The following is a 22,968-nucleotide window of genomic DNA, read 5'->3' as shown; positions in this document are numbered from 1 at the left end:
TCTTTGTCGCGTTCCAATCCCCCTCTTTAGTTTTATAGTTACTTTTATATCAATCGATTACCATCATGGGCAGTGTTTTTAAATTTAAGGAATTTGAGGTTAATCAAGCCGGCTGTGCCATGAAAATCAATACAGATGGGGTAATATTGGGTGCTACGGCAGTTCAGAACCAACCTGAATATATATTAGATATTGGTACAGGAACAGGCGTTATTGCCATGATGTTGGCACAACGCTTCCCGGAAGCACAGGTTGATGCAGTAGAAATTGATGAATCCGCAGCAAATGCTGCTATTAATAATTTTGAAAATTCAAAATTCGCCACACGCAGCAAAGCACACCTTAGCCCAATTGCCGACTATCAAACGACACGTAAATACGACTTAGTAGTATCAAACCCTCCTTTCTTTGTGAATGATTTGAAAAACCCGGAGATCAGAAAAGGTATTGCAAGACATGCAGATGAAGAATTCTTTGAATCCTTGGTCCAAAAAGTAAGCGAAATACTGAGTGATATAGGTTCCTTCTGGTTAATTTTACCCGTAAAGCAAGCAGAGCTACTTGTGGAAAGCGCAACAAAATACGAATTATCATTGCAAAGACGCATTGCCATTTGTTCTGATCAAAGCAGACCAGTGATCCGTCACATCATCTGTTTATCAAAACAAAAAACAGCAGCTATAGCTTCGGAAATTTTTTACATTTACGAGTCTAAAGGCATCCATACTCCAGCTTATAAGGAATTGCTAAAAGATTTTTTTCTGGCCTTTTAAGGATTTCTCTTCCATTCTTCAAACATTTTTTAGCATTCTTCTATTATTTTTCTCTGATTCTATTATAGATTCTTTCCAGCCTTTTTTGTGGATCTACTCTTCAATATACATAGCTTTGTATTGACAATAAAAGCTATACTTTGAAAAAAATAGGACTTCTTTCCGATACCCACGGTTTTCTTGATGATGCCGTCTTCAAACACTTCGATGAATGCGATGAAATCTGGCATGCCGGCGACTTTGGTCCGGACGTAGCCGAGCAACTTGCGGCCTTTAAACCGCTTAAAGGGGTTTACGGGAATATTGACGGGAAAGAAATTCGGGCAGAATACCCAGAGCACCTCAGATTTAACTGTGAAAAGGTAGATGTATGGATGACCCATATCGGCGGATATCCAGGAAAATACGCTCCAAATGTAAAGCGTGAAATATACACTAAGCCACCTATGTTATTCATCACCGGACACTCTCATATCCTGAAAGTAATGTTCGATCCAAAAATCAATTGCCTCCATATAAATCCCGGTGCAGCAGGAAATTCAGGCTGGCACAAGGTTAAAACATTAATCAGATTTTGTATTTCAGACGAAAAAATCCATACCTTAGAGGCCATAGAAATAGGAAGTAGATAACGTATAAAATACACTAAGTAATATGTCAGGCATCAAAACACTAGGCCAATTTATCATTGAAAAACAGGCTGATTTTTCATACGCAAAAGGAGAACTCTCCAGATTGCTTCGGGATATAGGAATCGCGGCTAAAATTGTGAACAGGGAGGTCAACAAGGCGGGTTTAGTAGATATCCTAGGAGATGCCGGAACAGTCAACATTCAGGGTGAAGGCCAAAAGAAGCTGGATGTATTTGCCAACATTCAATTTATCAGCGCATTAACCAGTGGCGGTGAATGCTGTATTGTAGCTACTGAAGAGGAAGATGAATTTGTACGCATAGATTCGCCTGTCTCTAAAAATGCAAAATACATCGTATGTATTGATCCTTTAGATGGCTCATCAAACATTGATTGTAATGTGGCTGTCGGAACAATTTTCTCCATTTACCGCCGGAAATCAGTTGAAGGAGAAGCAACCCTGGCAGACGTATTACAAAAAGGTACACAGCAAGTAGCTGCAGGGTATGTAATTTATGGCTCTTCTACCATGCTGGTATACACCACAGGAAAAGGCGTAAACGGTTTCACACTTGACCCTTCAATTGGTGAATTCTGCTTATCCCATCCTAACATGACCATTCCTGATGGCGGAAACATCTATTCTTTAAATGAAGGAAACTATGTGCACTTCCCTGAAGGTGTAAAGAAATACTTGAAATATGTACAGGTTCATGATGAGGAAACCAATAGGCCTTATACCTCCAGATATATCGGTTCTATGGTTGGTGACATCCATAGAAACCTGATTAAAGGCGGGATCTACATCTACCCTACTACTGCAAGCTCACCAAATGGAAAATTAAGGTTATTATATGAATGCAATCCGATGGCTTTCATTGTAGAACAAGCTGGCGGCGTTGCTTCTGATGGCTTTAACAGAATCCTCGATATCGAGCCTACTGAATTACATCAACGCAGCTCTATTTTTATTGGCTCAAAAGAAATGGTCAATATGGCAGAAGGAATGATGGCTGAATTTTCTGCGGAGAAGAACGTCAATGCCACAGCTACACAAAAATTAAAACAGGTAGGTTAATAAAAAATAAAGGAACGTTACAATAACGTTTCTTTATTTCTCTCTTTTTCAAACTCTACATCTATAGCCAATGCAGCTTTGTTTTTTCCTGCTGCCACGGCCAATTGATCACAACGCTCATTCTCAGGATGGGCGTTGTGGCCTTTGATCCATACGAATTTCACATCATGTAATTTATAGACATCCAGGAAGCGCTTCCAGAGGTCTTTATTCTTCTTGCCCTTGAAGCCTATCTTCACCCAACCAAATACCCATTTCTTTTCTACAGAATCTACCACATATTTGGAATCGGAGACTACGGTTACTTGCTGTCCGGGAGTTTTAATAGCCTCTAAACCTTCAATCACGGCCAATAATTCCATCCGGTTATTAGTAGTCATGCGAAAGCCGCCACTCAATTCCTTATAATGCTTTCCTGAGCGCAAAATCACTCCATAACCGCCTGGTCCGGGGTTTCCACTTGCTGCACCATCTGTAAAAATCTCAATCATATCTGGACAAATCTATGTTTTTAAGCTTTAAATGCAATTTATGATTCCTAATAAATATTAATATGAAAATTAAATATGCTGAAATTGAATTGGTTAAAAGAAAAGGTCGTGTTAAACTTCAAAAATATTTGCATTAAATAATATTAATCGTACTTTTGTGACGTTGAAAAAACATGGTGGTTTTAGCTCAGTTGGTTAGAGCATCGGTTTGTGGTACCGAGGGTCGTGGGTTCGAGCCCCATATTCCACCCCAGTTTTGAAAGCAGTCTGAAAAGACTGCTTTTTTTGTTTAACATTTATCCACCTTAGATGTTAGATATACTGAATTTATGTGATTTGATTTGGTGAAATTCCGTATTTCTTTTTAAAAATAAAGGAAAAATGAGATAGGTCTTCAAAACCGACTTCTAGGTAAACCTCGATCGGTTTTTTCTTTTTCTCTGCAAGGTGATAATAGGCTAGTTCCAGTCTTTTCTCGGTTAGCCATTTTTGCGGAGAGGTGTCGAACAATTTCTTGAAATCTCTGTTAAAAGTTGATAAGCTACGACCGGTTAGGTAACCCAATTTTTTCAAGGACATATTAAACATAAAATTGCGTTGCATAAAATCAACCAGATCAATTTTTCCCGGAACATCAAAGTTGGCCAATACGCTATCCACACCAGGATCAATCAACCTCAGAATGTGAATCGCCTCTTCGATTTTAAGTGTGGCTAGGCTTTCTGGAAATTCACTTTCTACATCAAAATAGGGTATCAGTGAAGCCAGACAGCTTTCTAAAAGTGGATGATTGCTGAAGCGGTAGATCTGCTGCTCGGGCTTTCCTTTTTTTATGGAATCAATTTTTTCGTAGTATTTTTTGAGCCGTTCAATTGATAAATGCATTACTACAGTTTTATGTGGTAGTCCATTTTTTGGATAGTTGATAATCGTTGCCAATTCATTCCTTGGAATAAGGAAAATATCACCTGTTTTAAAAGTGAAGGTAGATTTTGACTGAATGATTTTTGTTTCTCCCGAAATAAACCAGACCAGCATGTGGTCATGGAACATCAGGTCTGATTTGAACAGCTTGTCTTCATAGCTGGAAAGCTTAATGTCTCTGGTCAGGTATTTGGATATATGTTCCATTGTGCTAAAGTTATTGGTTTTAGGTGGATTTCGCTAAAGAAAACCACAGCATTGTTAAACCACTGACCGCCATCAATTATATATTCGGAACCTGTGATGAATGCAGAATCTTCACTCGAAAGAAAGGCAATCAGTTTGGCCACTTCTTCTGCCTTTCCAAACCTTGATAAGGAGTGGTACTGATCATGTGGTCTTCCAAAGATTGGGTTAAACCAATTTTATCTATAATTTCAGTTGATACTGGTTCTGGGCTAACTGCATTTACCCTGATCTTGCGGTCTGCCAATTCTAGTGTTGCGATTTTCATGACTGCATTCAAAGCTACTTTGCTGGCCGCATAAATAGAAGCCTGCGGAGGAGAGATATGTGCAGAGGTAGAGGACAGTAAAATCACTGAAGCATTTTCATTTAACAAGGGAAAGAATTTGCTAAGGGTAAAATAGGCACCCTTGAAATTAACGTTCATCACCTCATCGAAAATTGATTCGGGCATTTGCTCAATAAGGGATAATTTTGTGACCCTGCATTAACCATCAGGACATCAATTTTACCGAATTATCTCGCAACTTCTGCAGTTAGCGAATCTATATCTACTAAACTTGACGGATCAGCAATAAGCCCAATAACACCCAGTTCTAGTGAGGCCTTTTCAACCGCTTCTTTTTTCGTCCAGTTATGATTACCTCTGCACCGCATACTTTCAGCTCTTTTGCAGCGGCATATCCAATACCGCTTTTACCGCCCGTAATTAGAGCTATTTTTCCTTTTAAATTTTTCATGACCTAGCTTATTTTAAATTCAACGCCTATCATTTGCTCTGTTAGGGTCCATAATCTTTTGGCGTTGATTTCGTCTAATGAATAAGGCATCACTCCGCTTTGATGTAGTTTAGCGCTGGTTTGAACTAACGGTTGTTCAGAAAAAAGCTCGGCAATATCTCCGTCTTCGCAATAAACGCCACCTATGTTGTTTAGTAAGGGGCTTGTTGCAGCCCATATTGAAGTTGCAGCACCTTGTGCGATTGTTTTTAGGCTTGCTAGTATTTCTGGGCGCATGTTGCCATGTTTGTCAATAAATCCCATCTGTTTGAACAGTTCCATATCTGCATCTCTGGCCAGTTCTGTTCCGGCAATTGATCCTGGATGTAAAGAATAAGCTCTTACCAGATGTGCTTTTGCACGGTTATCTAGCTCAAGGGCAAAAAGGTTACTAGCTGTTTTTGACTGTCCATAACCGAGTAGTGTCTGATATTCCCTGTGCTCGAAGTTCGGATCGTCGAAATTGAAAGCTGCCATGTGGTGTCCTAGAGAAGAAACATTTATAACGCGTGCTCCGTTTGCCTCTTTAAGAGCAGTCCATAATCTCGCTACCAATTGGAACTGTCCGAAATAATTGGTCGATAGTTGTGATTCAATACCACGGTTGTCTCTTTGCAAAGGCACCCACATGATTCCGGCATTATTGATCAGTAGGTGGAGGGGTCTGTGGGATGCAATGAATTTTTCCGCAAATGCATCGATCGTATCAGGCTTAGCGAGATCCATTGCTTCAATTTCTACGCTTGGAATACCTTTCAGGTTCTTTTTAGCTTTTTCCAGATCCCTGGCAGGTACGATGACAGTTGCCCCTGCTGCCGCAAGTATTTTCGTGGTTTCTAAACCAATACCAGCGTTGCCACCAGTTACAATTGCGATTTTACCAGTAAGGTCAATATCCTTAATCACTTCTGTTGCTGTAGAGGTAGCACTAAAACCTGAACCCAATGGCTGTTGTAATGCGCCTTGATAATTGTTCTTTTCCATTTTGTTTTTTGTTTAAATGTTATAGAACAAATGTATGACGCTCGCAAAGTGCTAGTTTTGTTTAACGTGTCAACTTTGTTTGTTTAGCGTGTCAATTTTGTATTGGGATCTCTCACTTGCTTTAATTTGCTTAGTTTTCTCCAAAATTCTCGAAAATCCACCGATTTCAATCAATTCAGCCACAAACTGGGTGATTTTTGTGCTGATGCTGATAAGCGGTTTAATCTTATGGTTTCCCGGTCAGATGAGGTTATTAAAACAAGGGCTAACGATTAAATGGAAAGGCGCTATTAAACGTATTAATTATGATCTGCACAATGTATTGGGTTTTTATGGTTCAGGGATTTTACTGGTGATCTCTTTATCAGGACTCTATTTTGGTTTTAAAGAGGTAAAAACGGCTGTTAGCTTTTTAAGCGGGTCCAAGTTAACGGAAGGTAAAAAAGCAGCACAGCCTTTATTACCAGCAGCAGGCAAAGGTACAATTCCAGAACGGCATCAGCAGATATACCATAAAGCAATGGTTTAATTTCCTGGCTCAATTCTAACTAGTTTATCCACGCGTAAAGACGGAAGCATCAGGCTCCGATTAAATTATTCTTCAGACTGGGCAAGAAAACAAAATACCTTTTTTTATAATTCCGAGAATGGGCAGCTCATCCGCTCCAAACTTTACAAAGATTTTAACCGGGCAGATACCATAGAGGCGAGTATATATGAGATTCATACCGGACAGTTTTTTGGTTTATTCGGAAAGATTATAGCTACTATAGCCAGCTTAATTTCTGCCAGTTTACCAATTACTGGTTTTATCATCTGGCTGAAAAAAGGGAAAAAGAAAAGATCCCCTAAAAAGCGTATTCTGCAACCAGAGTTCTCAGTACAATATTAGGCCTTACAATGACATCTGCTATATGTATTATATATACATATAGCAGATGCCTGCGATTGATCTTATTTATTGTGCCAATGCGAAAGCCAATGGCATCGTATACCTCACCCTAACCGGCTGCGCATTTTGTTGCCCAGGTTTCCATTTTGGTGATTTACGAATCACGCGAAGTGCTTCCTCATCACAACCTGAACCAATACCACTGATTAGTTTCACATCTGAAATGGATCCATCTCTTTCGATCACGAAACTCACCATCACCCTACCCTGGACTTCATTTTCCTGCGCTAAGCTAGGATACCTCAGGTTTCTTTGAAGAAATCTTGCCCAACCCTTCATTCCACCTTCAAACTCCGGATATACTTCTATCCCTCTGGCATCATAAATCTGGTTGTCTACTTCTGCTGTACCGCCAGATCCTTCGACACCAGCTCCCTTTCCACCTTTACCTGTTTCTGGCAGCACCTGTAAATTGGTTTCTAAGCCCGCCTGTGTGATCGGGCCTGCTACTGCATGTTCCATTTCTTTTAAGGTAGGCGGTTCAGCTACCGGAGTCTCTACTACAATTGGGCTGCCTACCGTCTTATAGGTCTTTAGCTTTTCTTTTACCGGTTCCAGCACTGGCGCTTTTTCTTCTTTTTAGGAACCAGTGGTGCTGCTGGTGGTCTCAACTCTACTACAGTATCTTTTCTTTGTTCTATTTCCGGCGTACGATTAATCATGGTCAGCAAGAAAGGAATCACAAACAAGGGTGTTGCAATCAAAAGGGAACGCAAAAGGATTTTTGACGATTCTGCTCTCAATACAAAAGCGCCATAATTTTGATTTCTGTTTTTGAATACAAGGTCGAGCCACTCGGACTTGTACAGGTTTGAAGAGGAGTTTAGCATAATTAGAAGGTTTTTCAATCTGATGATGGGATTATCCCTCGTATTCCATAATCCATACCCATTTTTAATAGTTTAGGCCAAAAACAACAAAAAGCCCAAAGAGAAAGCACAACAGCGCCATTTTTGAGCCTATTTTTCTAAAAACACTAAAAAACGAGAAATATTTCTTTGATTATCTATTGACATTCGTATTTTTACAAACAAATCAAGAGAAATACCAAACAAAAAATATATTTTTGACCAAATTTTAAACAAATAAATGAAAAGCTTAAGGACAACTGCATTAAAAGAGGCACAATCAAGAATTTCACCAGAAGTAAAGTCGCCTTCGACTAAGATTTCTGAGTTTTTCGGAGTGAATGTTTTCGATAAGAAAAAAATGAAAGACTTCTTATCAAAAGAAGTATTTGAAAAATTAAGTTCAACGATTGACCAAGGTGAGCTGATTAACCATGAAGATGCTAACCACATCGCTACTGCAATGAAAACTTGGGCTATGTCTAAAGGTGCGACACACTACACGCACTGGTTTCAGCCATTAACAGGTTCTACAGCAGAAAAACATGATGCTTTCTTTGAGCCAAGTAAGGATGGTGCAATTGAAGTATTTGCAGGAAGTGCATTGGTTCAACAAGAGCCAGATGCTTCAAGTTTCCCTAATGGTGGTATCCGTAACACGTTCGAAGCACGTGGATATACTGCATGGGACCCTTCTTCTCCAGCATTCATTATGGAAAGCAAAGCAGGTAAAACACTTTGTATTCCTACTGTATTTATTGCTTACACAGGTGAAGCCCTTGATTATAAAGCCCCTCTTTTAAAAGCATTATCTGCTTTAGATAAAGCTGCAGTTGACGTTTGTCAGTATTTTGACAAAGGCATCACTAAAGTAACCGCTTCTTTAGGTATTGAGCAGGAATATTTCCTTGTTGATCGCGCATTGTATAATGCTCGTCCGGATTTAGCCTTAACAGGTCGTGCTTTATTTGGTCATATCTCTGCAAAAGGACAGCAGTTAGAAGATCATTATTTTGGATCTATCCCTGAGCGTGTATTCACTTACATGGTTGATTTTGAAAACGAAGCCTTAAAATTAGGTATTCCTTTGAAAACCCGTCACAATGAGGTTGCGCCTTCTCAATTTGAGTGTGCACCAATTTATGAAGAAATCAACCTTGCCATTGACCACAACCAATTGTTGATGGATTTAATGGAGAAAGTTGCTATAAAACATAACTTCAAAGTGTTATTACATGAGAAACCATATGCAGGTATCAATGGTTCAGGTAAACACAACAACTGGTCGTTGATCACGGATACCGGCAAAAACTTATTGTCGCCAGGAAAAACGCCTAAAAATAACTTAATGTTCTTAACATTCTTCGTGAACACGATTAAAGCGGTACACGAACATGCAGATCTTCTAAGAGCAAGTATTGCTTCAGTGAGCAATGATCACCGTTTAGGTGCTAACGAAGCTCCACCTGCAATCATTTCTATTTTCCTTGGTTCTCAATTGAACGATGTGCTAGATGAAATTGAATCTTCAAGAAGCATCATTAAGAAAGTAAAAAGCGAAGATTCATTATGGTTAGGTATTCCTAAGATCCCACAGATCTCTTTTGACACGACCGACCGTAACCGTACTTCTCCTTTTGCCTTTACTGGTAATAAGTTTGAGTTAAGAGCAGTAGGTTCTTCTGAAAACTCTTCAGCACCAATGACGGTATTAAACGCTATCGTTGCTGATCAATTGAATAAATTCAAAGTTGAAGTTGATAAATTGATCAAAAAGGGTGAGAAAAAAGATGTGGCACTATTAACCATCATCAAAAAATACCTTAAAGAATCAAAAGACATCCGTTTTGAAGGAAATGGTTACAGCCAGGAGTGGGAAGATGAAGCTGCGAAACGTGGTTTATCAAACATCAAAACCACACCAAAAGCATTAGATGCTTATGTATCTGATAAAACTGCTGAGCTTTTCACCAATACAAACATCTTCAGCAAACGTGAATTACACGCTCGTCATGAAATCTTATTGGAAAGCTATTACAAGAAACTTCAAATCGAAGCAAGGGTAATGGGTGAAGTGGTAAACAGCATGATCATTCCTGCAACGATCACTTACCAAAATGTATTGATTGAAAATGCTAAAGGTCTTAAAGATCTAGGCGTTTCAAAAGAAGCATTGGAAACTCCTGTTAACATCATCAATAAAGTGTCTGAGCATTTAAGCGGTCTGAAAGTAAACATCGATAAGATGCTGGAAGAACGTAAACAAACGAATGCTATTGAAGATAGCCGTGATAAAGCAATCGCTTACGATGAGAATGTAAAATCATACTTCGATACGATCCGTTACCACACTGATAAATTGGAGCAAATTGTTGACGACAGTGTATGGCCTCTTCCAAAATTCAGAGAATTATTGTTTTTGAAATAGAACCAAACCTCAATAAACCACTAAATTTTAGTTTTTATAACCCTTCAATGAATTTTGAAGGGTTATTTTTTTATGGTTAAGGCCTCAACATTCGGCCGTTTCCCTATCTTTGCAACAACATGAGTGATAACAGGTACAACCAACGTGGCGTTTCTGCGTCAAAAGAAGATGTGCACCAAGCCATCAAGAATATAGATAAAGGTATTTATCCGCAAGCCTTCTGTAAAATCATACCTGATATTTTAGGGAATGATGACGCATTCTGCAACATTATGCATGCAGATGGTGCAGGAACTAAATCTTCCCTAGCCTACGTATACTGGAAAGAAACAGGTGATATTTCCGTATGGAAAGGAATTGCTCAGGATGCCATCATCATGAACATCGACGATTTGATTTGTGTAGGAGCTACAGACCAAATCCTTTTATCTTCTACTATCGGACGTAACAAAAACCTGATCCCAGGAGAAGTAATTGCTGCAATCATCAATGGTACTGAAGAAATCCTTGCTGAACTTAGAGAACTAGGCATCTCGATCTACTCTACAGGCGGTGAAACTGCTGATGTAGGCGACCTTGTGCGCACCATCATTGTAGATTCTACGGTAACCTGCAGAATTGAAAGAGAAAAGATCATTAGCAACCATAAGATTCAGGCTGGTGATGTGATCGTTGGTCTTTCATCTTCCGGACAAGCTACTTACGAAACTGAATATAACGGTGGTATGGGCTCTAACGGGCTTACTTCAGCCAGACATGATGTTTTTGATAAGTCGGTGGCCACAAGCTATCCAGAAAGCTTTGATCCTTCTGTTCCTTTTGACCTGGTATTTTCTGGTGGCAAAAAGTTAACGGATACCATTAAGATTGATGAGGATACAGAAATTACCGTTGGAAAACTGGTGCTTTCTCCTACACGTACTTATGCTCCGGTGATCAAACAGATTTTAACCGCATATAGAAGTCAGATTCACGGACTCGTTCATTGCAGTGGCGGAGCGCAGACTAAAGTGCTTCACTTCGTAAACGATGATGTTCATATCATTAAAGACAATATGTTCCCTGTTCCTCCATTGTTCCAGCTAATTCAGGAACAGTCTGGCACAGATTGGAAAGAAATGTACAAAGTATTCAATATGGGCCATAGAATGGAATTATATGTTCCTGCAGCAATTGCTGAGGATATTATCGCCATTTCTAAAAGCTTCAATATTGATGCGCAAATTATTGGACGTGTAGAAGCTTCTGAGCAGAAACAAGTGACTATAGAAAGCGAAAAAGGTACGTTTGTTTATAATTAAGTATTTAATTTCGCTGAATAGCGTGATTTATAAAGGAAACCGGTGATTTTATTGCCGGTTTTCTTGTTTTGTGAAATTAAGGAGGTAAAAAAGGAACACCTCGCTCTTCAAAGGCGGAAAGCCTTGCGCTGAAGGGCGTAAAACCTTCTAAGCCTTTTCTGAGAAGGTATTCCTTTTTTTAACATTAATTATTCTTACCTGCATTCGAACAAAAAGGTTAAAAAGGATGGTTATTCCGTAGGGCTGCTAAGCAGAATGATTAACCAGGATTGTTAAACATACCTATTAAACACGCTTATTAAATATAAACCCTAAACCAAGGTTGTCAAATAAAACCCTAAACCAGAGTTGTTAAATAAAGTCCTAAACCATAGTTATTAAATAAGACTAACAACTAGCGGCAAACGCTCAAATAAAATCGGTTAAAAGCAAATATCCAACTTATAAAAAAAGGATCAGACTTGGCGTCTGATCCTTACTATTTTCCTGCATCATGATTAAACACCTTATTGTTGTACAATTATGATGCAGGATTATCCTTTTTCCAGGAAAAAATGTTTCTCTTTGACTACCTGCGAAGGTTTGCTCTTCAGCAAAGATTCGAGTAGGAGAAGAGTAAATATTTTTTACCTATTACTTACGAATAGACAACTCATTGATAATGTTTTTCGCACCACCCAACACGTCAATACACCACAACACGTAGCGCACATCCACACAGATTGTACGTTTAAATTTCTTATCAAAAGCGATATCACCACTCATTGCTTCCCAGTTACCATCAAAAGCAAGACCGATTAACTCCCCATTACCATTGATAACAGGAGAACCTGAGTTACCGCCAGTAATGTCATTATTAGTGATGAAGTTTACCGTTAAGGTACCGTCGTTACCATACTGACCGAAGTTCTTTTTGTTGTAGTTTTCGATCAGGTTTGCAGGAAGGTCAAACTCACTATCGCCAGGGATATATTTTTGCATCATACCATCGATAGTGGTAGTCGTTTTATACACGATACCATCTTTCGGAGAGTAGTCCTGAACGTTACCATAAGAAAGGCGCATGGTAGAATTTGCATCTGGATACATCAGTTTACCTTTGTTTTTTTCCAGAGTAGCTTTTAAATACAGGTGATCAAGATCTGCTTTTTTGCTTTCAAAATCAGCTACTAGAGAACCGAAATTAGTTTTGATGTAGTCTGGAGGATATACATTGGCCGCATATTTATAACCTGGATCGGCTTTAACCTCTTCGATAGATGGGTTTTTAGCCATGAACGCTTTCAATTTCGCTGGTTTAATCAGGTTACTATTTTCCCATAGGTAATCTGTGAACTTCTCGAAAGTAGTTTCAGGGTTTCCTGTCCAGTATTTTTCTGCGATTTCCGCGAAGAATTTAGGCTGAGATTTCACAGGAACATCCTGGTAGAAACTAGCTAGAATTTTAGCGAAGATTTTTTTATCAGCAGCTTCAACATAAGTTTCTTCATAAGCATTTGCAGCAGCCTGAAGGCTTGCTTTTACTTTTTCAGCGAAAGCAGCATCTCCTTTTTTCTGATCTACCGCTGCAAAAGAGCGTACGATAGTAATTGCATTAGGCACCCATGCAGAAGCCATAAAGCCTTCATTGATATAGGTACGCTGTACAGAGATCGGGTCGATTTCTTTATAGATCTGAGCATATTGTTCCATCAGACCAGCGAATTCAGTTTTCTGAGCTGCCCAATCCGTGAAAGCTTTCTCTTCTTTTCTTTTTGAATCGGCAACTTTCAGTCTTTTCAACTGTTCTGTCTGACCGATATAATATTTCCAGTAGTTGGCAATATTTGCATATTGAGAAGACAACTTCAAACGGGTATCTACGCTTTTATCCATTTCCTGTTTCCAGGATTTAAGGCGGATATCACGTAATTTAACGATCGTAGGACTTACTTTTTCAGTGGCTAAATCTACACCATAAGAAGTTAAATATCTGTCCGTACGACCAGGATAGCCATAAACCATCGAGAAATCACCATTTTTCACTCCTTTGATAGAAACAGGAAGGAATTTTTTAGGGGTATAAGGAACGTTCGCTGCTGTATATTTTGCAGGCGCATTGTCTTTACCGGCATAAACTCTGAATACAGAGAAATCACCGGTCTGACGTGGCCATTCCCAGTTGTCTGTATCACCGCCAAATTTACCAATATTTTGAGGAGGTGCACCAACTAAACGAATGTCGTCGAAACGCTCGTATACAAAAAGGATAAACTGGTTAGATTTATAAAAATCTTTCACATTCGCTTCGATGGTTGGGCCAGTTACAGCGGCTTTAGCGATCGTATTGAATACCTCCAGCATTTTAGAAGATTTCTCAGCACCGGTAAGGCCTCTTGTAGCGGCTTCAACCTGTGGTGTTACATCTTCCATTTTCAATAGGAATTTCACAAACAATCCGTCGATAGGTTTCTCTTCGCCATAATTTTTAGCGTAGAAACCATTGTCAAGGATGTTATTCTGAGGAGTAGAATTTGAGGCGATTGCATCGTAACCACAGTGGTGATTGGTAAAGATCAGTCCTTTATCAGAAACGATCTCACCAGTACAGAAGCCACCGAAATGAACGATTGCATCTTTCAGACTGGAGCCATTTGCATTGTAAAGGTCTTTTGCGGTTAGCTTAAAACCTTGCTTCTTCATTTGCTCATAGTTCTTTCCTATCAGCATCGGGATCCACATCCCTTCATCTGCCTTAACTGTGTTTGCAAAGGACATAACCAGTGCACACAACAGCAGATAAACTGTTTTTCTCATGATATAATAAATTAGTTTTGTTACCCAAAGTTAAGTAATTGTGACCATTAATAAGTATACATTACACCGTTACCGTCTTTCTTTCCCCATATTTACTTCTATAAATCACGAAGCCTACAGTGGCGGCAATGCCGATTAGTCCTTCTAAGAAGATGGCTGGTCTCGGGCCCATTACATTAGCCATCCAGCCAATCAGCAGACTGCCGATAGGAAGAATGCCCTGGTAAGCCATTACATAGTAACTGATTGCCCTGCCGCGCATCTCTGGAACGGCATGTGTTTGTATGTAAGTATTGATGGCAGATGTTTGTCCCATCATTCCTACTCCTGTAAGCGTCATGAAAAACAAAGCCAATGGCAATTGAGGTGCATAGGCCAGAAACAGCAGGCTACCGCCCAGGATTCCACCGGCGATGGTCACCATTTTCATGAGGCCATTGCTGTGTTTCAGGTTGGCCAGATAAACTGCGCTAATGATAGAGCCAAGTCCGGCAGCACTCTCAAACCAACTAAAAGTCCTTGCATCTCCATTAAAAATATCTTTGGCAAAGATGGGCATCAAGGTATTAAAAGGGATCACAAACAAGCTGCTCAGGCCGATCATGATCAACATACTGCTCAGGTTTTTATCTCCGGAAACGTATTTAAATCCCTCATCCAGCTCTTTCCAGATACTTTTCTCTGATTTTATAATTTCAACTGCTTTTAGTCGCATCATGAACAGACAGATCAATACGGGGACATAGCTCAGGAAGTTCAAAATGAAGCAAAAGTCTGTACCGAATGTACTCAGAATGATTCCGGCGACGGCAGGACCAGCGATTCTGGCAAAGTTCACCATGGTAGAATTGAGCGCTATCGCATTTGGCAAATCTTCTTTATGATCTACCATTTCCACCATAATCGATTGTCGGCAGGTCATGTCGAATGCGTTAATGATACCCTGGACCAAACTCAGCGCAACGATGAGGAGAATGTTATAATAGCCAAAAAATATGATTCCGGCCAGGGCTCCTGCCTGTAACATCGAGGCGATCTGCGTAAGTACTAAAATTCTATAGCGATTATGTCGATCGACCAGACTTCCCGCATAAGGTGATAATAATAAAGAAGGTATCAGACTTACGAAGCCAACTACACCTAATAATAACGCAGATCCTGTGAGCTGATATACCAACCAACTCACTGCCGTCTTCTGCATCCAAGTACCCACCAGGGAGATAGATTGTCCGTAAAAAAACAGTTTAAAGTTGCGGGATTTGAGGGATCGAAATAATGTCATGCGATTTTATTGGTGAGCTTTTTTTGTCACACCTCAAATCTCGGGATAAAGAATATATTTGTAAAATTGATAGTTTTAATGATATTGATTAGTTTTAACGATCGATTAGCACCTTTCTAAACCCGAAAATAATATGGAATTCAGACAACTTAGTTATTTCATCAAGGCGGCAGAATTGCTGCATTTCACTGCAGCCGCGGAGCAATGTTTTGTGACCCAATCCACCCTATCACAGCAGGTAAAACAACTGGAAGAAGAGCTGGGTATGCTATTATTCGACCGGGTGGGCAAGCATGTACAGCTCACTGAAGCAGGAAAGTTATTTCTAAACCACGCCAGGCAGATCATGCTGGAGATCAAGAAATCCAAGCAAGCGATTTTTGAATTGAACAACCTAGTGAATGGAGAGCTGAGAATTGGCGTGACGTATGCCTTCATTTCTTTGCTTCTCCCCTCTCTTACCCCTTTCTCCAATAAATATCCCGGCATTAAACTACATATCGAATCCGGCATTGCCGGAGAATTGGAAGCCCGGCTAAAAACCGCAGATCTTGATTTTATCCTCGCCTTTCATGAGCAATCTGATAATGAAGGATTGGAAATGCAATTGCTATTTTCTTCCAGGATAAAAATGGTGACCTCCAAAAAGCATCCCTTAGCGGGATTAAACAAGATCTCTTTAAAAGAATTGGCTCAAACGGAAATGATCTTAGCCAACAAAGGATTCAGCTCCAGAGACATGCTGGACGAAATTTTCAAAAAAAACAACATCATTCCGAACATTAAAATAGAGATGAATGATACACATTCACTACTTTCTTTAGTGGATACCGGAAACTGGGTCACCATTATCAATGAAAAGACCATTACTGGCTGGGACGATCTGGTTGCCATACCGATTACTGGAAAAGAGCTGTATAAAGAAGCTTATATTTTATGGCAGAAGGGGGTTTTTAGAAAAAAATCAGCAACTCTTTTTATAGAAGAGCTGCTGAAGATAGTATAAGAGAGCGGACAAATATCAAGATATTTCACTCCCCCCGGAATGTATTTGACAGGCCTTTTTTCATTAGCGACCGACAGAAATTATTGCCAGTATTATCAAAATATCCTATTCTCTTTAAATACCAGGATTAAAACTAACACAAATTATTGATAATAACACCAAATTAAATCATTAATTAACAAATAAACACCATCTATAAAGCCTCATTACTGGGTCAGTGCTCAGCTGAAGCGCAGTAAGGAGTAAGAGCAAAAAAAAACCGCCTCATAATTAACTATGAGACGGCTTATTTTTGAATGTGGATGATGGATGATCCCCCCTAAGGAATCCCCTATTTAATAGGTTCCAATATTGTTTTTTTGACCTGTTGTATCAATTTTATACCAGGCTTTATTTTCGTATAAAGCACCTTCATGCTTTCCTGCATGCTGATTCACATCTATTCCTAATACCTTTCCTTTATAATAAAATCCTACATTGGTATCGGTAATCGTATGGCCAACGATAATGGTTTTCACCTTATACAGTGCCAAAGTCTGATCTATTTCCTCCTCAGTTGCTTTAGGCTCTACAAAGTATCCCCTGTACCAGAATAAAGAAGAACGTGTACCATCAAAGAACATCATAACCTCTTTATCGGGAATCATTCCTGGTTTTTTATATTGATCATAATAAGGTCTGCAACGGTTATTGATATCTTTTAAACTCATCTTCAAAGTATTGATGATAGGTGCTACGCCTGCATGCAGACAAAGATTATCACCGATCTTTTCGATCAGGTTTTTACTTCTTAACCATCGTCCAAGCTCAGCATCAGGACCGTATAACTGAATATAATCCAGGCCCATCAGCTTCGCATTGTCGAAATATTTTGATTTTACATAACGCAGGTCGCCACTTAGGTTCATGATGTCATGATTGCCAAGAATCGTATGTAAATACCCTCCTTTAGCTTTCGCATCCTGCTCGAGTTTATACAGCAGCCAAATGGTAGCTGGCACTTCTTGTCCGCGGTCAAATAAATCACCACAGATCACTAGTTGTCCTTTACCAAAGGTCCAGTTGTATTGCTCATCCATTACCTTATTGGCCAGCAGCAGCTTCCTTAATGCTTCAAATTCCCCTTCTATGTCAGAAAGAGCAAGGAGCTTATCCGGCTGCTTAAATTCTGCTGGTTCATTTTTCAGTACAGATTGCAATTTCAGAGAGAAATTCCATTCCGGATGTTCAGAAAACTCCACATTTATCGGTACCCCAGACTTCTTATTCAAGGGGTAAGTTTCCAGTTTCACTTTCTGCACACCGTTTTCCACCACAATACTGCTTACTTCAATCTGGTTGTTTTTATACAATACATAAGGACCATCTCCAGAAGGAGCAGCGGCGTAAGCAGTTAAACTGAGGAAGCTGAAAACCAGCGGCAAGACTATCGTTAGTAATTTCATAATTCGTTATTTATAACCTTCGTTTTGCTCCATATTTGGATTTGCGTTCATCTCTCTCAAAGGAATTGGAAGAACGGTTTTCAAAGAATTATTAGGGACTTGAAGCACAAAATCACTCATACCATATTTAGTAAAAGCCAATTTATTACGTGTTAAGTCGAACAAACGGTGTCCTTCAAAAGCAAATTCTTTCCTATTTTCATTGATGATCAAATCGATTAAAGCTTGTCCGGTTGCCGTAGTTGTAGTAGCCGTTAAATCAGCACGTTTAGCGATCACATCAAGATCAGCTGCTGCTAAAGCATCTTTTCCAGTTTGTTTTGCTCTGGCTTCTGCACGAATCAGGTAAACTTCTGCAAGACGGATCACTTTGATGCCTTCCTCATAAGTACTGATGTTATTGTACTTCGTGATCACATAAGCAGGATCCTCACCACCTGAACCCGTTCTTTTACCTTTGACCACAAAACCTCTTCTCGCATCCGTTGCTTTGTAAGCATTGAATAGATTTTCGGTGGCCAGGCCATCACCATAACTTCCACCTTGAGTCAGGAAGTTAGATAAAGCATCTGTACCATTGTTGCTGGTGGTATTGAAAACCACTTCAAAGATTGACTCCGAGTTATTTTGAACTCTGAAATTCAAGTAATTCGCATTGCTTAGCAAAGTATATTTACCATTAGTGATTACGTCTGTAGCGGCTAGCTCCGCATTTACATAGTCGCCCATGTACAGATATACTCTTGCTAATAAGGCCTCTGCAGCAAAACGACCAATATGACCTTTGTTAATCACTGTAAATCCTACCGGAGCAGCTGGTAAAATTTCTACTGCTCTTTTCAAATCAGCTACGATCAAATCATAACTTTCTTTTACCGTATTTCTTTTTGGGCTGATGATATCTTCCTTACTCGTACCACTTACGCTCACTACCGGCACACCAATATGGCTGGCATCTGGAGTCGCATTATAAGGTGCAGCATATAGACGTACCAAATCAAAATTAGCCAATGCTCTTAACACATGAGCTTCCCCAATCAGGTGATTTACTTCGGCAGTTTCGGTTTCCGGAACGGTCAATGCTTTTCCTTTAGAAATGATGATGTTCGCGTTCACCACAGTACGGTACAAGATATTCCAGGTTGCAGCTGAATAACTATCATTTGTGGCTACTGTATATTGATCGTAATTGGTATATCTTTTAGAGTTCTTCTTACTGATATACATATTATCTGCCATTAGATCCGGCAAAATCATCATGGTACGTCCGTAATAGGCAGAGGACTGTAAAAGACCATAAGTACCCATTACCGCAGCTTTGGTAGTTGGTAAATCAATCACTACCAATTCCACATCAGTTTGCTGCTGGGGATTGATGTTCAGCAAGTCCTTTTTACAAGCGCCAAAGGATAAGGCTACCACAATTAATGGTAATATTTTTGAAGTATATTTTATCATTTTCATCTGTAGCTGTAATTAAAATTTAAGATCAAGACCTAGGAGTGCAGTTTTGTAAATCGGGATATTTTTATCTGCAAATCCTTCAATACCTACTTCAGGGTCGAAGCTGATGCGTTTATCTCTGATGTAAGTAAACAGGTTATTTGCTCTGAAATAAATCCTTGCACTAGATAAGTTTAGTTTTTTGATCCACTGATTTGGCAATTGATAACCTAAGGTTACATCTCTCAAACGCACATAGTCTCCATCATACATGAAACGTGTTGAGCTCTGAGAAGAAGAACCTGATTGTGTTCCGTTGAATACCACTTTAGGCTGATCTGTGATCTGACCTTCATGTGTCCACCTGTTCTCATAGTAGTAACGTGTCATCTTCGTAGTTGGGGCAAAGCCTCCTGAGCCATCGCTGAAACTTGTTGCACCGTAGTTATCAAAGATTTTATTACCTAAGTTGAAGTATAGCATGAAGCTCAATGAGAAACGTTTATAAGAAAGCGTATTCGTTAAACCTCCAAATACTTTCGGTAAAGCACTGCCTTGGTTAAACTGAGTAGCCTTGTTATAATCGTTTGTGGTTTCAGTTTTTGAACCATCTTTATACCACAATGCATCTCCGTTTGAAGGATCTACACCTGCATACCCTACCAGATACAATTGATAGAAATCGCCACCTACAAAACGGTTGTAACCACCGCTTACAATCGGATTGTTTAATGCGGTAATTTTGTTTTTCATTGTAGAGATGTTGAAACTGGTATTCCAGCCAAAACCATCATTATCAGGTTTAATATTGACACTATTTAATTCCAGTTCCAATCCTGAGTTTTTCATGGCACCGATGTTATCCGTGAAGCTGGTTACGCCATTGGTTGATGAAATTGGTTTGTCCAATAACAAATCTGAAGTCGCACGGGTATAATACTCAAAAGTACCTGTTAAGCGATTGTTCAATACACCGAAATCAAGGGCCACATTGAAAGGTTTATTTTTCTCCCAGGTCAGCAAATTATTACCATAGTTAGAGAAAACTAAACCTGGTGCATTGTCATAGCTGGAACCATTGTATAATGCTCTGGAATCAAAGTTACCAATGTCCTGGTTTCCATTTACACCATAACTGGTACGGAAACGTAAATCAGAAATCACATCTTGTTTCTGCATAAAGTTTTCTTTGCTGATGTTCCATGAAGCACCAAGGGCGAAGAAATTACCATATCTTTTTTCTGAACCGAATCTGGAAGAACCATCACGACGTGCAGAAACACTTAAATAATACTTCGATAAATAATCAAATGAAGCATTGAAGAAAACTGAACTCAAAGAATTACCTGTTGCAGTAGATCCACCAGCAGTTAAAATAGAAGCATTGTCTAAAGTATAAGTATTAGGCAGGAAGTTACGTTTAGAAACATAATTTCCTACTTCATCCACGCTTTGTTCTTCATAACCCGCATAAGTTTTCAAGCCAAAATCACCGAAAGTTTCGTTGTAACGAAGGATCAAGGTGTTGACGAAATTGCTCATTCTATCTGTAGAATTGGTAGCTCTTCCACCATCAGTACGCGAAGTACCAACCCCAGATTTATTATAGCTGATCATCTCTCTGTATAAGAAATTGATGTTACTCTGGTTTTCAATAGATAAAGAAGGAAGAATCTGATATTTCACCAAGAAATTACCCAGCATTCCATAAGCATTGCTTTTATCATAACTCTCTTTTACCTGAGCCATTGGATTATATCTGTTGTAATAACTGAAATCGTAAGTACCATCATCATTATAAGCTTTTAGCCAAGGCTGATAAAGCGTATACATACGTACTGGATTTCCGAAAGTTCCACCATCTGCCTGAGTTTGATTTTTGCGGTAATTCACTTGTAATCCACCAGAAAACGACAGTTTGTCTGTAGCCTGGTTAGTCAATTTCAGATTTCCTGTACTGCGTGTAAATTCTGAGCCTAATAAAGCTGCTTTAGCCACGTAATGACTTCCTGAAATATAGAACTTCGTTTTTTCAGTACCACCACTTGCAGAAAGATCAAATTGAGAATAGTTTCCATTACGTGTCAGTAAATCATACCAATCTGTATTTACATTAGAATTTACACCATCAGTAACCATTTGTTTATCAAAAAGTGCCGGGTCATTTTTCTTGTTCGCCCATCCTTCTCTCAACAACTCCAACATTTCATTGGTATTTAACAAGTCATGACCTTTCACTTTAGTTACCTTATTTGTACCTACCTGAGCAGAAGCACTGATCACTGTTTTACCAGCAACGCCAGACTTGGTAGTAATTAAAATCACCCCATTTGCCGCTCTGGAACCGTACATTGAAGCAGCTGCAGCATCTTTCAATACTGTTACCGACTCTACGTCAAAATTATTCAAGCTATTGATTTGTCCAGATTCCAAAGGAATACCATCCACTACATAAAGTGGGCTACTACCTGCAGAAACAGAACCAATACCACGAATCCTTACATTAGGCACTGCACCTGGTTGCCCTGATCCACTGGAAACAGCTACACCAGCTACATTTCCTTGTAAAGTTTCCTGAATGCTCACATTTGGATTACCGTTGATCACGGCTGCTTTTAACATTTTCGCAGATCCTGTATAAGAAGCTTTTGTTTGAGTGCCATAGGCAACCACCATTACCTCTGCAAGGTCCTGATTAGAAGGAACCATGTTAATGTTGGCCATTACATCTGTGTTTTTAACCTCTATTTGAGATACAAATTTCTCATAACCAACAAATGAAGCAGTCATCTGATATTTACCAGATTTTGAAAGGTTGAAGGAGTATTCTCCATTACCATTAGTTTGCGCAGTTTGTTTAAAATCATCGCTGGTCAGCACAATGCTCACACCTGGAAGAGGTTTTCCGATCTCATCTAATACTTTTCCTTTTAATACCATCATTTTGAAGGCATCATTAGTCATCGCAATGGCCAGATCTTTTCTTCTTAGCAATACATTATTACCAACCACTTTAAAAGTTAAGGGAAGCACATTTGCACATTCTCTCAATACCGTTTCAAGAGAAGCATTTTTCACCTCAATAGACATCCTGGTTTGGCGGACATCATTGCTGTCATAAAAGAAAACATAACCCGTCTGCTTTTTGATAGATTCTAGAATCCTTTCCAGCGGTGCATTCTTTTCTTTTAAATTGATTTGGCTATATCCCTTTGCACTGGCCTGCATAAAAGCCAGAAACAACAAGATGGTGGTCAACTTCATAATCAGTAGCAATTTAGGGGGCAGCCAAGTCTTGGACATAGCTGTAGTAATAGCATTAAAATTCATACTTTTGTAATGTTTGGGTTAATACCGTGAATAGTTTGCAAATTGTTTGTCCCGGATCTTTGCCGGGAAGGGTTAACTCAGCATTTACCGCAGTTGTGCTCGAACACTTCTGCGGTTCTTTATATCTTGAAAAAGACGCTGTTTATCCCTTGTGGTGTCAATGCTCTCGTAGTCTTGTTTTCATCTTAAATGGGTTTGTTTTGGTGAGTATGGTTTGGTATTTATAAGTT

19 protein-coding genes, 1 tRNA gene and 1 pseudogene are annotated in these 22,968 nt (G+C 39.3%); 9 read left to right on the top strand and 12 right to left on the bottom strand.

Annotated features, from left to right (window positions below; all coding sequences use genetic code 11):
• Positions 1-119 precede the first annotated feature (119 nt).
• From AQ505_RS06445 to fbp, 3 genes are all read left to right on the top strand, one after another.
• Positions 120-773 carry a tRNA1(Val) (adenine(37)-N6)-methyltransferase gene (locus AQ505_RS06445; RefSeq protein WP_231635029.1) on the top strand — a complete coding sequence of 218 codons (654 nt, stop codon included), beginning with the start codon at positions 120-122 and terminating at the stop codon, positions 771-773.
• Between the two features lie 140 nt (positions 774-913).
• Positions 914-1,405, top strand: a complete 492-nt coding sequence (locus AQ505_RS06440; RefSeq protein WP_062547421.1) for a metallophosphoesterase family protein — start codon at positions 914-916, stop codon at positions 1,403-1,405.
• Positions 1,406-1,427: 22 nt separating this feature from the next.
• Positions 1,428-2,483 (top strand): class 1 fructose-bisphosphatase, encoded by a 1,056-nt coding sequence (fbp, locus tag AQ505_RS06435; RefSeq protein ID WP_062547420.1) that lies wholly within the window; start codon positions 1,428-1,430, stop codon positions 2,481-2,483.
• 17 nt (positions 2,484-2,500) lie between these two features.
• Here fbp and rnhA read toward each other — a convergent pair whose 3' ends face one another.
• Positions 2,501-2,974, bottom strand: a complete 474-nt coding sequence (rnhA, locus tag AQ505_RS06430; protein ID WP_062547419.1) for a ribonuclease HI — start codon at positions 2,972-2,974, stop codon at positions 2,501-2,503.
• 176 nt (positions 2,975-3,150) lie between these two features.
• On the opposite strand from rnhA, the gene AQ505_RS06425 reads away from it, so the two are divergent.
• Positions 3,151-3,227 (top strand) — tRNA-His (locus AQ505_RS06425).
• A gap of 74 nt (positions 3,228-3,301) precedes the next feature.
• Here the strand turns inward: AQ505_RS06425 and AQ505_RS06420 are convergent.
• From AQ505_RS06420 to AQ505_RS06410, 4 genes and pseudogenes are all read right to left on the bottom strand, one after another.
• Positions 3,302-4,105, bottom strand: a complete 804-nt coding sequence (locus AQ505_RS06420) for a helix-turn-helix domain-containing protein (protein ID WP_062547418.1) — start codon at positions 4,103-4,105, stop codon at positions 3,302-3,304.
• Positions 4,081-4,571: pseudogene (locus AQ505_RS26595) on the bottom strand (SDR family oxidoreductase). Before AQ505_RS26595 ends, AQ505_RS06420 begins: the two are co-directional and overlap by 25 nt.
• A 169-nt stretch (positions 4,572-4,740) precedes the next feature.
• Positions 4,741-4,884 (bottom strand): SDR family NAD(P)-dependent oxidoreductase, encoded by a 144-nt coding sequence (locus AQ505_RS26590; RefSeq protein WP_197286314.1) that lies wholly within the window; start codon positions 4,882-4,884, stop codon positions 4,741-4,743.
• A gap of 3 nt (positions 4,885-4,887) precedes the next feature.
• Positions 4,888-5,907, bottom strand: a complete 1,020-nt coding sequence (locus tag AQ505_RS06410) for an SDR family NAD(P)-dependent oxidoreductase (RefSeq protein WP_062547417.1) — start codon at positions 5,905-5,907, stop codon at positions 4,888-4,890.
• A gap of 244 nt (positions 5,908-6,151) precedes the next feature.
• Here AQ505_RS06410 and AQ505_RS06405 point away from each other — a divergent pair, with 244 nt between their 5' ends.
• Complete coding sequence (locus AQ505_RS06405) at positions 6,152-6,436, top strand: PepSY-associated TM helix domain-containing protein (protein ID WP_231635028.1); 285 nt, start codon at positions 6,152-6,154, stop codon at positions 6,434-6,436.
• Between the two features lie 12 nt (positions 6,437-6,448).
• The gene (locus AQ505_RS27320) at positions 6,449-6,799 is read left to right on the top strand and encodes a PepSY-associated TM helix domain-containing protein (RefSeq protein ID WP_082461764.1); all 351 of its coding nucleotides are present in this window, start codon (positions 6,449-6,451) and stop codon (positions 6,797-6,799) included.
• A gap of 66 nt (positions 6,800-6,865) precedes the next feature.
• On the opposite strand, the gene AQ505_RS06400 is transcribed toward AQ505_RS27320, so the two are convergent.
• Together AQ505_RS06400 and AQ505_RS06395 are read right to left on the bottom strand one after the other, a co-directional pair.
• Positions 6,866-7,420, bottom strand: a complete 555-nt coding sequence (locus tag AQ505_RS06400) for an energy transducer TonB (RefSeq protein WP_062547415.1) — start codon at positions 7,418-7,420, stop codon at positions 6,866-6,868.
• Entirely contained in the window at positions 7,405-7,689 is a 285-nt protein-coding gene (locus AQ505_RS06395; RefSeq protein ID WP_062547414.1) for a hypothetical protein, read from the bottom strand. Before AQ505_RS06395 ends, AQ505_RS06400 begins: the two co-directional genes overlap by 16 nt.
• Positions 7,690-7,948: 259 nt before the next feature.
• Here AQ505_RS06395 and AQ505_RS06390 point away from each other — a divergent pair, with 259 nt between their 5' ends.
• Together AQ505_RS06390 and AQ505_RS06385 are read left to right on the top strand one after the other, a co-directional pair.
• The gene (locus AQ505_RS06390) at positions 7,949-10,135 is read left to right on the top strand and encodes a glutamine synthetase III family protein (RefSeq protein ID WP_062547413.1); all 2,187 of its coding nucleotides are present in this window, start codon (positions 7,949-7,951) and stop codon (positions 10,133-10,135) included.
• Between the two features lie 119 nt (positions 10,136-10,254).
• The gene (locus tag AQ505_RS06385) at positions 10,255-11,436 is read left to right on the top strand and encodes an AIR synthase related protein (RefSeq protein WP_062547412.1); all 1,182 of its coding nucleotides are present in this window, start codon (positions 10,255-10,257) and stop codon (positions 11,434-11,436) included.
• A gap of 633 nt (positions 11,437-12,069) precedes the next feature.
• Here AQ505_RS06385 and AQ505_RS06380 read toward each other — a convergent pair.
• A complete protein-coding gene (locus AQ505_RS06380; protein WP_082461435.1) occupies positions 12,070-14,235 on the bottom strand; it encodes a S46 family peptidase in 2,166 nt (721 codons plus the stop codon).
• Between the two features lie 58 nt (positions 14,236-14,293).
• Positions 14,294-15,514 carry an MFS transporter gene (locus tag AQ505_RS06375; RefSeq protein WP_062547410.1) on the bottom strand — a complete coding sequence of 407 codons (1,221 nt, stop codon included), beginning with the start codon at positions 15,512-15,514 and terminating at the stop codon, positions 14,294-14,296.
• A 133-nt stretch (positions 15,515-15,647) separates the two neighbouring features.
• Here AQ505_RS06375 and AQ505_RS06370 point away from each other — a divergent pair, with 133 nt between their 5' ends.
• Positions 15,648-16,520 (top strand): LysR substrate-binding domain-containing protein, encoded by an 873-nt coding sequence (locus AQ505_RS06370; RefSeq protein WP_062547409.1) that lies wholly within the window; start codon positions 15,648-15,650, stop codon positions 16,518-16,520.
• A 335-nt stretch (positions 16,521-16,855) separates the two neighbouring features.
• Here the strand turns inward: AQ505_RS06370 and AQ505_RS06365 are convergent, their stop codons facing one another.
• Genes AQ505_RS06365 through AQ505_RS06355 form a run of 3 tightly spaced genes read right to left on the bottom strand, consistent with a single transcriptional unit; the run spans position 16,856 to position 22,672 of the window.
• Entirely contained in the window at positions 16,856-17,965 is a 1,110-nt protein-coding gene (locus tag AQ505_RS06365; protein ID WP_062547408.1) for a metallophosphoesterase, read from the bottom strand.
• A gap of 6 nt (positions 17,966-17,971) precedes the next feature.
• Positions 17,972-19,429 carry a RagB/SusD family nutrient uptake outer membrane protein gene (locus tag AQ505_RS06360; RefSeq protein WP_062547407.1) on the bottom strand — a complete coding sequence of 486 codons (1,458 nt, stop codon included), beginning with the start codon at positions 19,427-19,429 and terminating at the stop codon, positions 17,972-17,974.
• A 12-nt stretch (positions 19,430-19,441) separates the two neighbouring features.
• Entirely contained in the window at positions 19,442-22,672 is a 3,231-nt protein-coding gene (locus AQ505_RS06355) for a SusC/RagA family TonB-linked outer membrane protein (RefSeq protein ID WP_197286313.1), read from the bottom strand.
• Positions 22,673-22,968 lie beyond the last annotated feature (296 nt).

This window comes from Pedobacter sp. PACM 27299 (assembly GCF_001412655.1).
Classification (GTDB): Bacteria; Bacteroidota; Bacteroidia; order Sphingobacteriales; family Sphingobacteriaceae; genus Pedobacter.
The sequence above is the reverse complement of the archived record's forward strand: the minus strand, read 5'-3'. Positions and strand labels throughout refer to the sequence as shown.

Bases quoted from the DNA above. Each gene is read 5' to 3' on its own strand.
- AQ505_RS06420 (WP_062547418.1), bottom strand. From the start codon at position 4,105: ATGGAACATATATCCAAATACCTGACCAGAGACATTAAGCTTTCCAGC.
- AQ505_RS06375 (WP_062547410.1), bottom strand. From the start codon at position 15,514: ATGACATTATTTCGATCCCTCAAATCCCGCAACTTTAAACTGTTTTTT.
- fbp (WP_062547420.1), top strand. From the start codon at position 1,428: ATGTCAGGCATCAAAACACTAGGCCAATTTATCATTGAAAAACAGGCT.
- AQ505_RS06365 (WP_062547408.1), bottom strand. From the start codon at position 17,965: ATGAAATTACTAACGATAGTCTTGCCGCTGGTTTTCAGCTTCCTCAGT.
- AQ505_RS06410 (WP_062547417.1), bottom strand. From the start codon at position 5,907: ATGGAAAAGAACAATTATCAAGGCGCATTACAACAGCCATTGGGTTCA.
- AQ505_RS06360 (WP_062547407.1), bottom strand. From the start codon at position 19,429: ATGAAAATGATAAAATATACTTCAAAAATATTACCATTAATTGTGGTA.
- AQ505_RS26590 (WP_197286314.1), bottom strand. From the start codon at position 4,884: ATGAAAAATTTAAAAGGAAAAATAGCTCTAATTACGGGCGGTAAAAGC.
- AQ505_RS06390 (WP_062547413.1), top strand. From the start codon at position 7,949: ATGAAAAGCTTAAGGACAACTGCATTAAAAGAGGCACAATCAAGAATT.
- AQ505_RS06445 (WP_231635029.1), top strand. From the start codon at position 120: ATGAAAATCAATACAGATGGGGTAATATTGGGTGCTACGGCAGTTCAG.
- AQ505_RS06405 (WP_231635028.1), top strand. From the start codon at position 6,152: ATGAGGTTATTAAAACAAGGGCTAACGATTAAATGGAAAGGCGCTATT.
- AQ505_RS06385 (WP_062547412.1), top strand. From the start codon at position 10,255: ATGAGTGATAACAGGTACAACCAACGTGGCGTTTCTGCGTCAAAAGAA.
- AQ505_RS06395 (WP_062547414.1), bottom strand. From the start codon at position 7,689: ATGCTAAACTCCTCTTCAAACCTGTACAAGTCCGAGTGGCTCGACCTT.
- AQ505_RS06370 (WP_062547409.1), top strand. From the start codon at position 15,648: ATGGAATTCAGACAACTTAGTTATTTCATCAAGGCGGCAGAATTGCTG.
- rnhA (WP_062547419.1), bottom strand. From the start codon at position 2,974: ATGATTGAGATTTTTACAGATGGTGCAGCAAGTGGAAACCCCGGACCA.
- AQ505_RS06355 (WP_197286313.1), bottom strand. From the start codon at position 22,672: ATGAAGTTGACCACCATCTTGTTGTTTCTGGCTTTTATGCAGGCCAGT.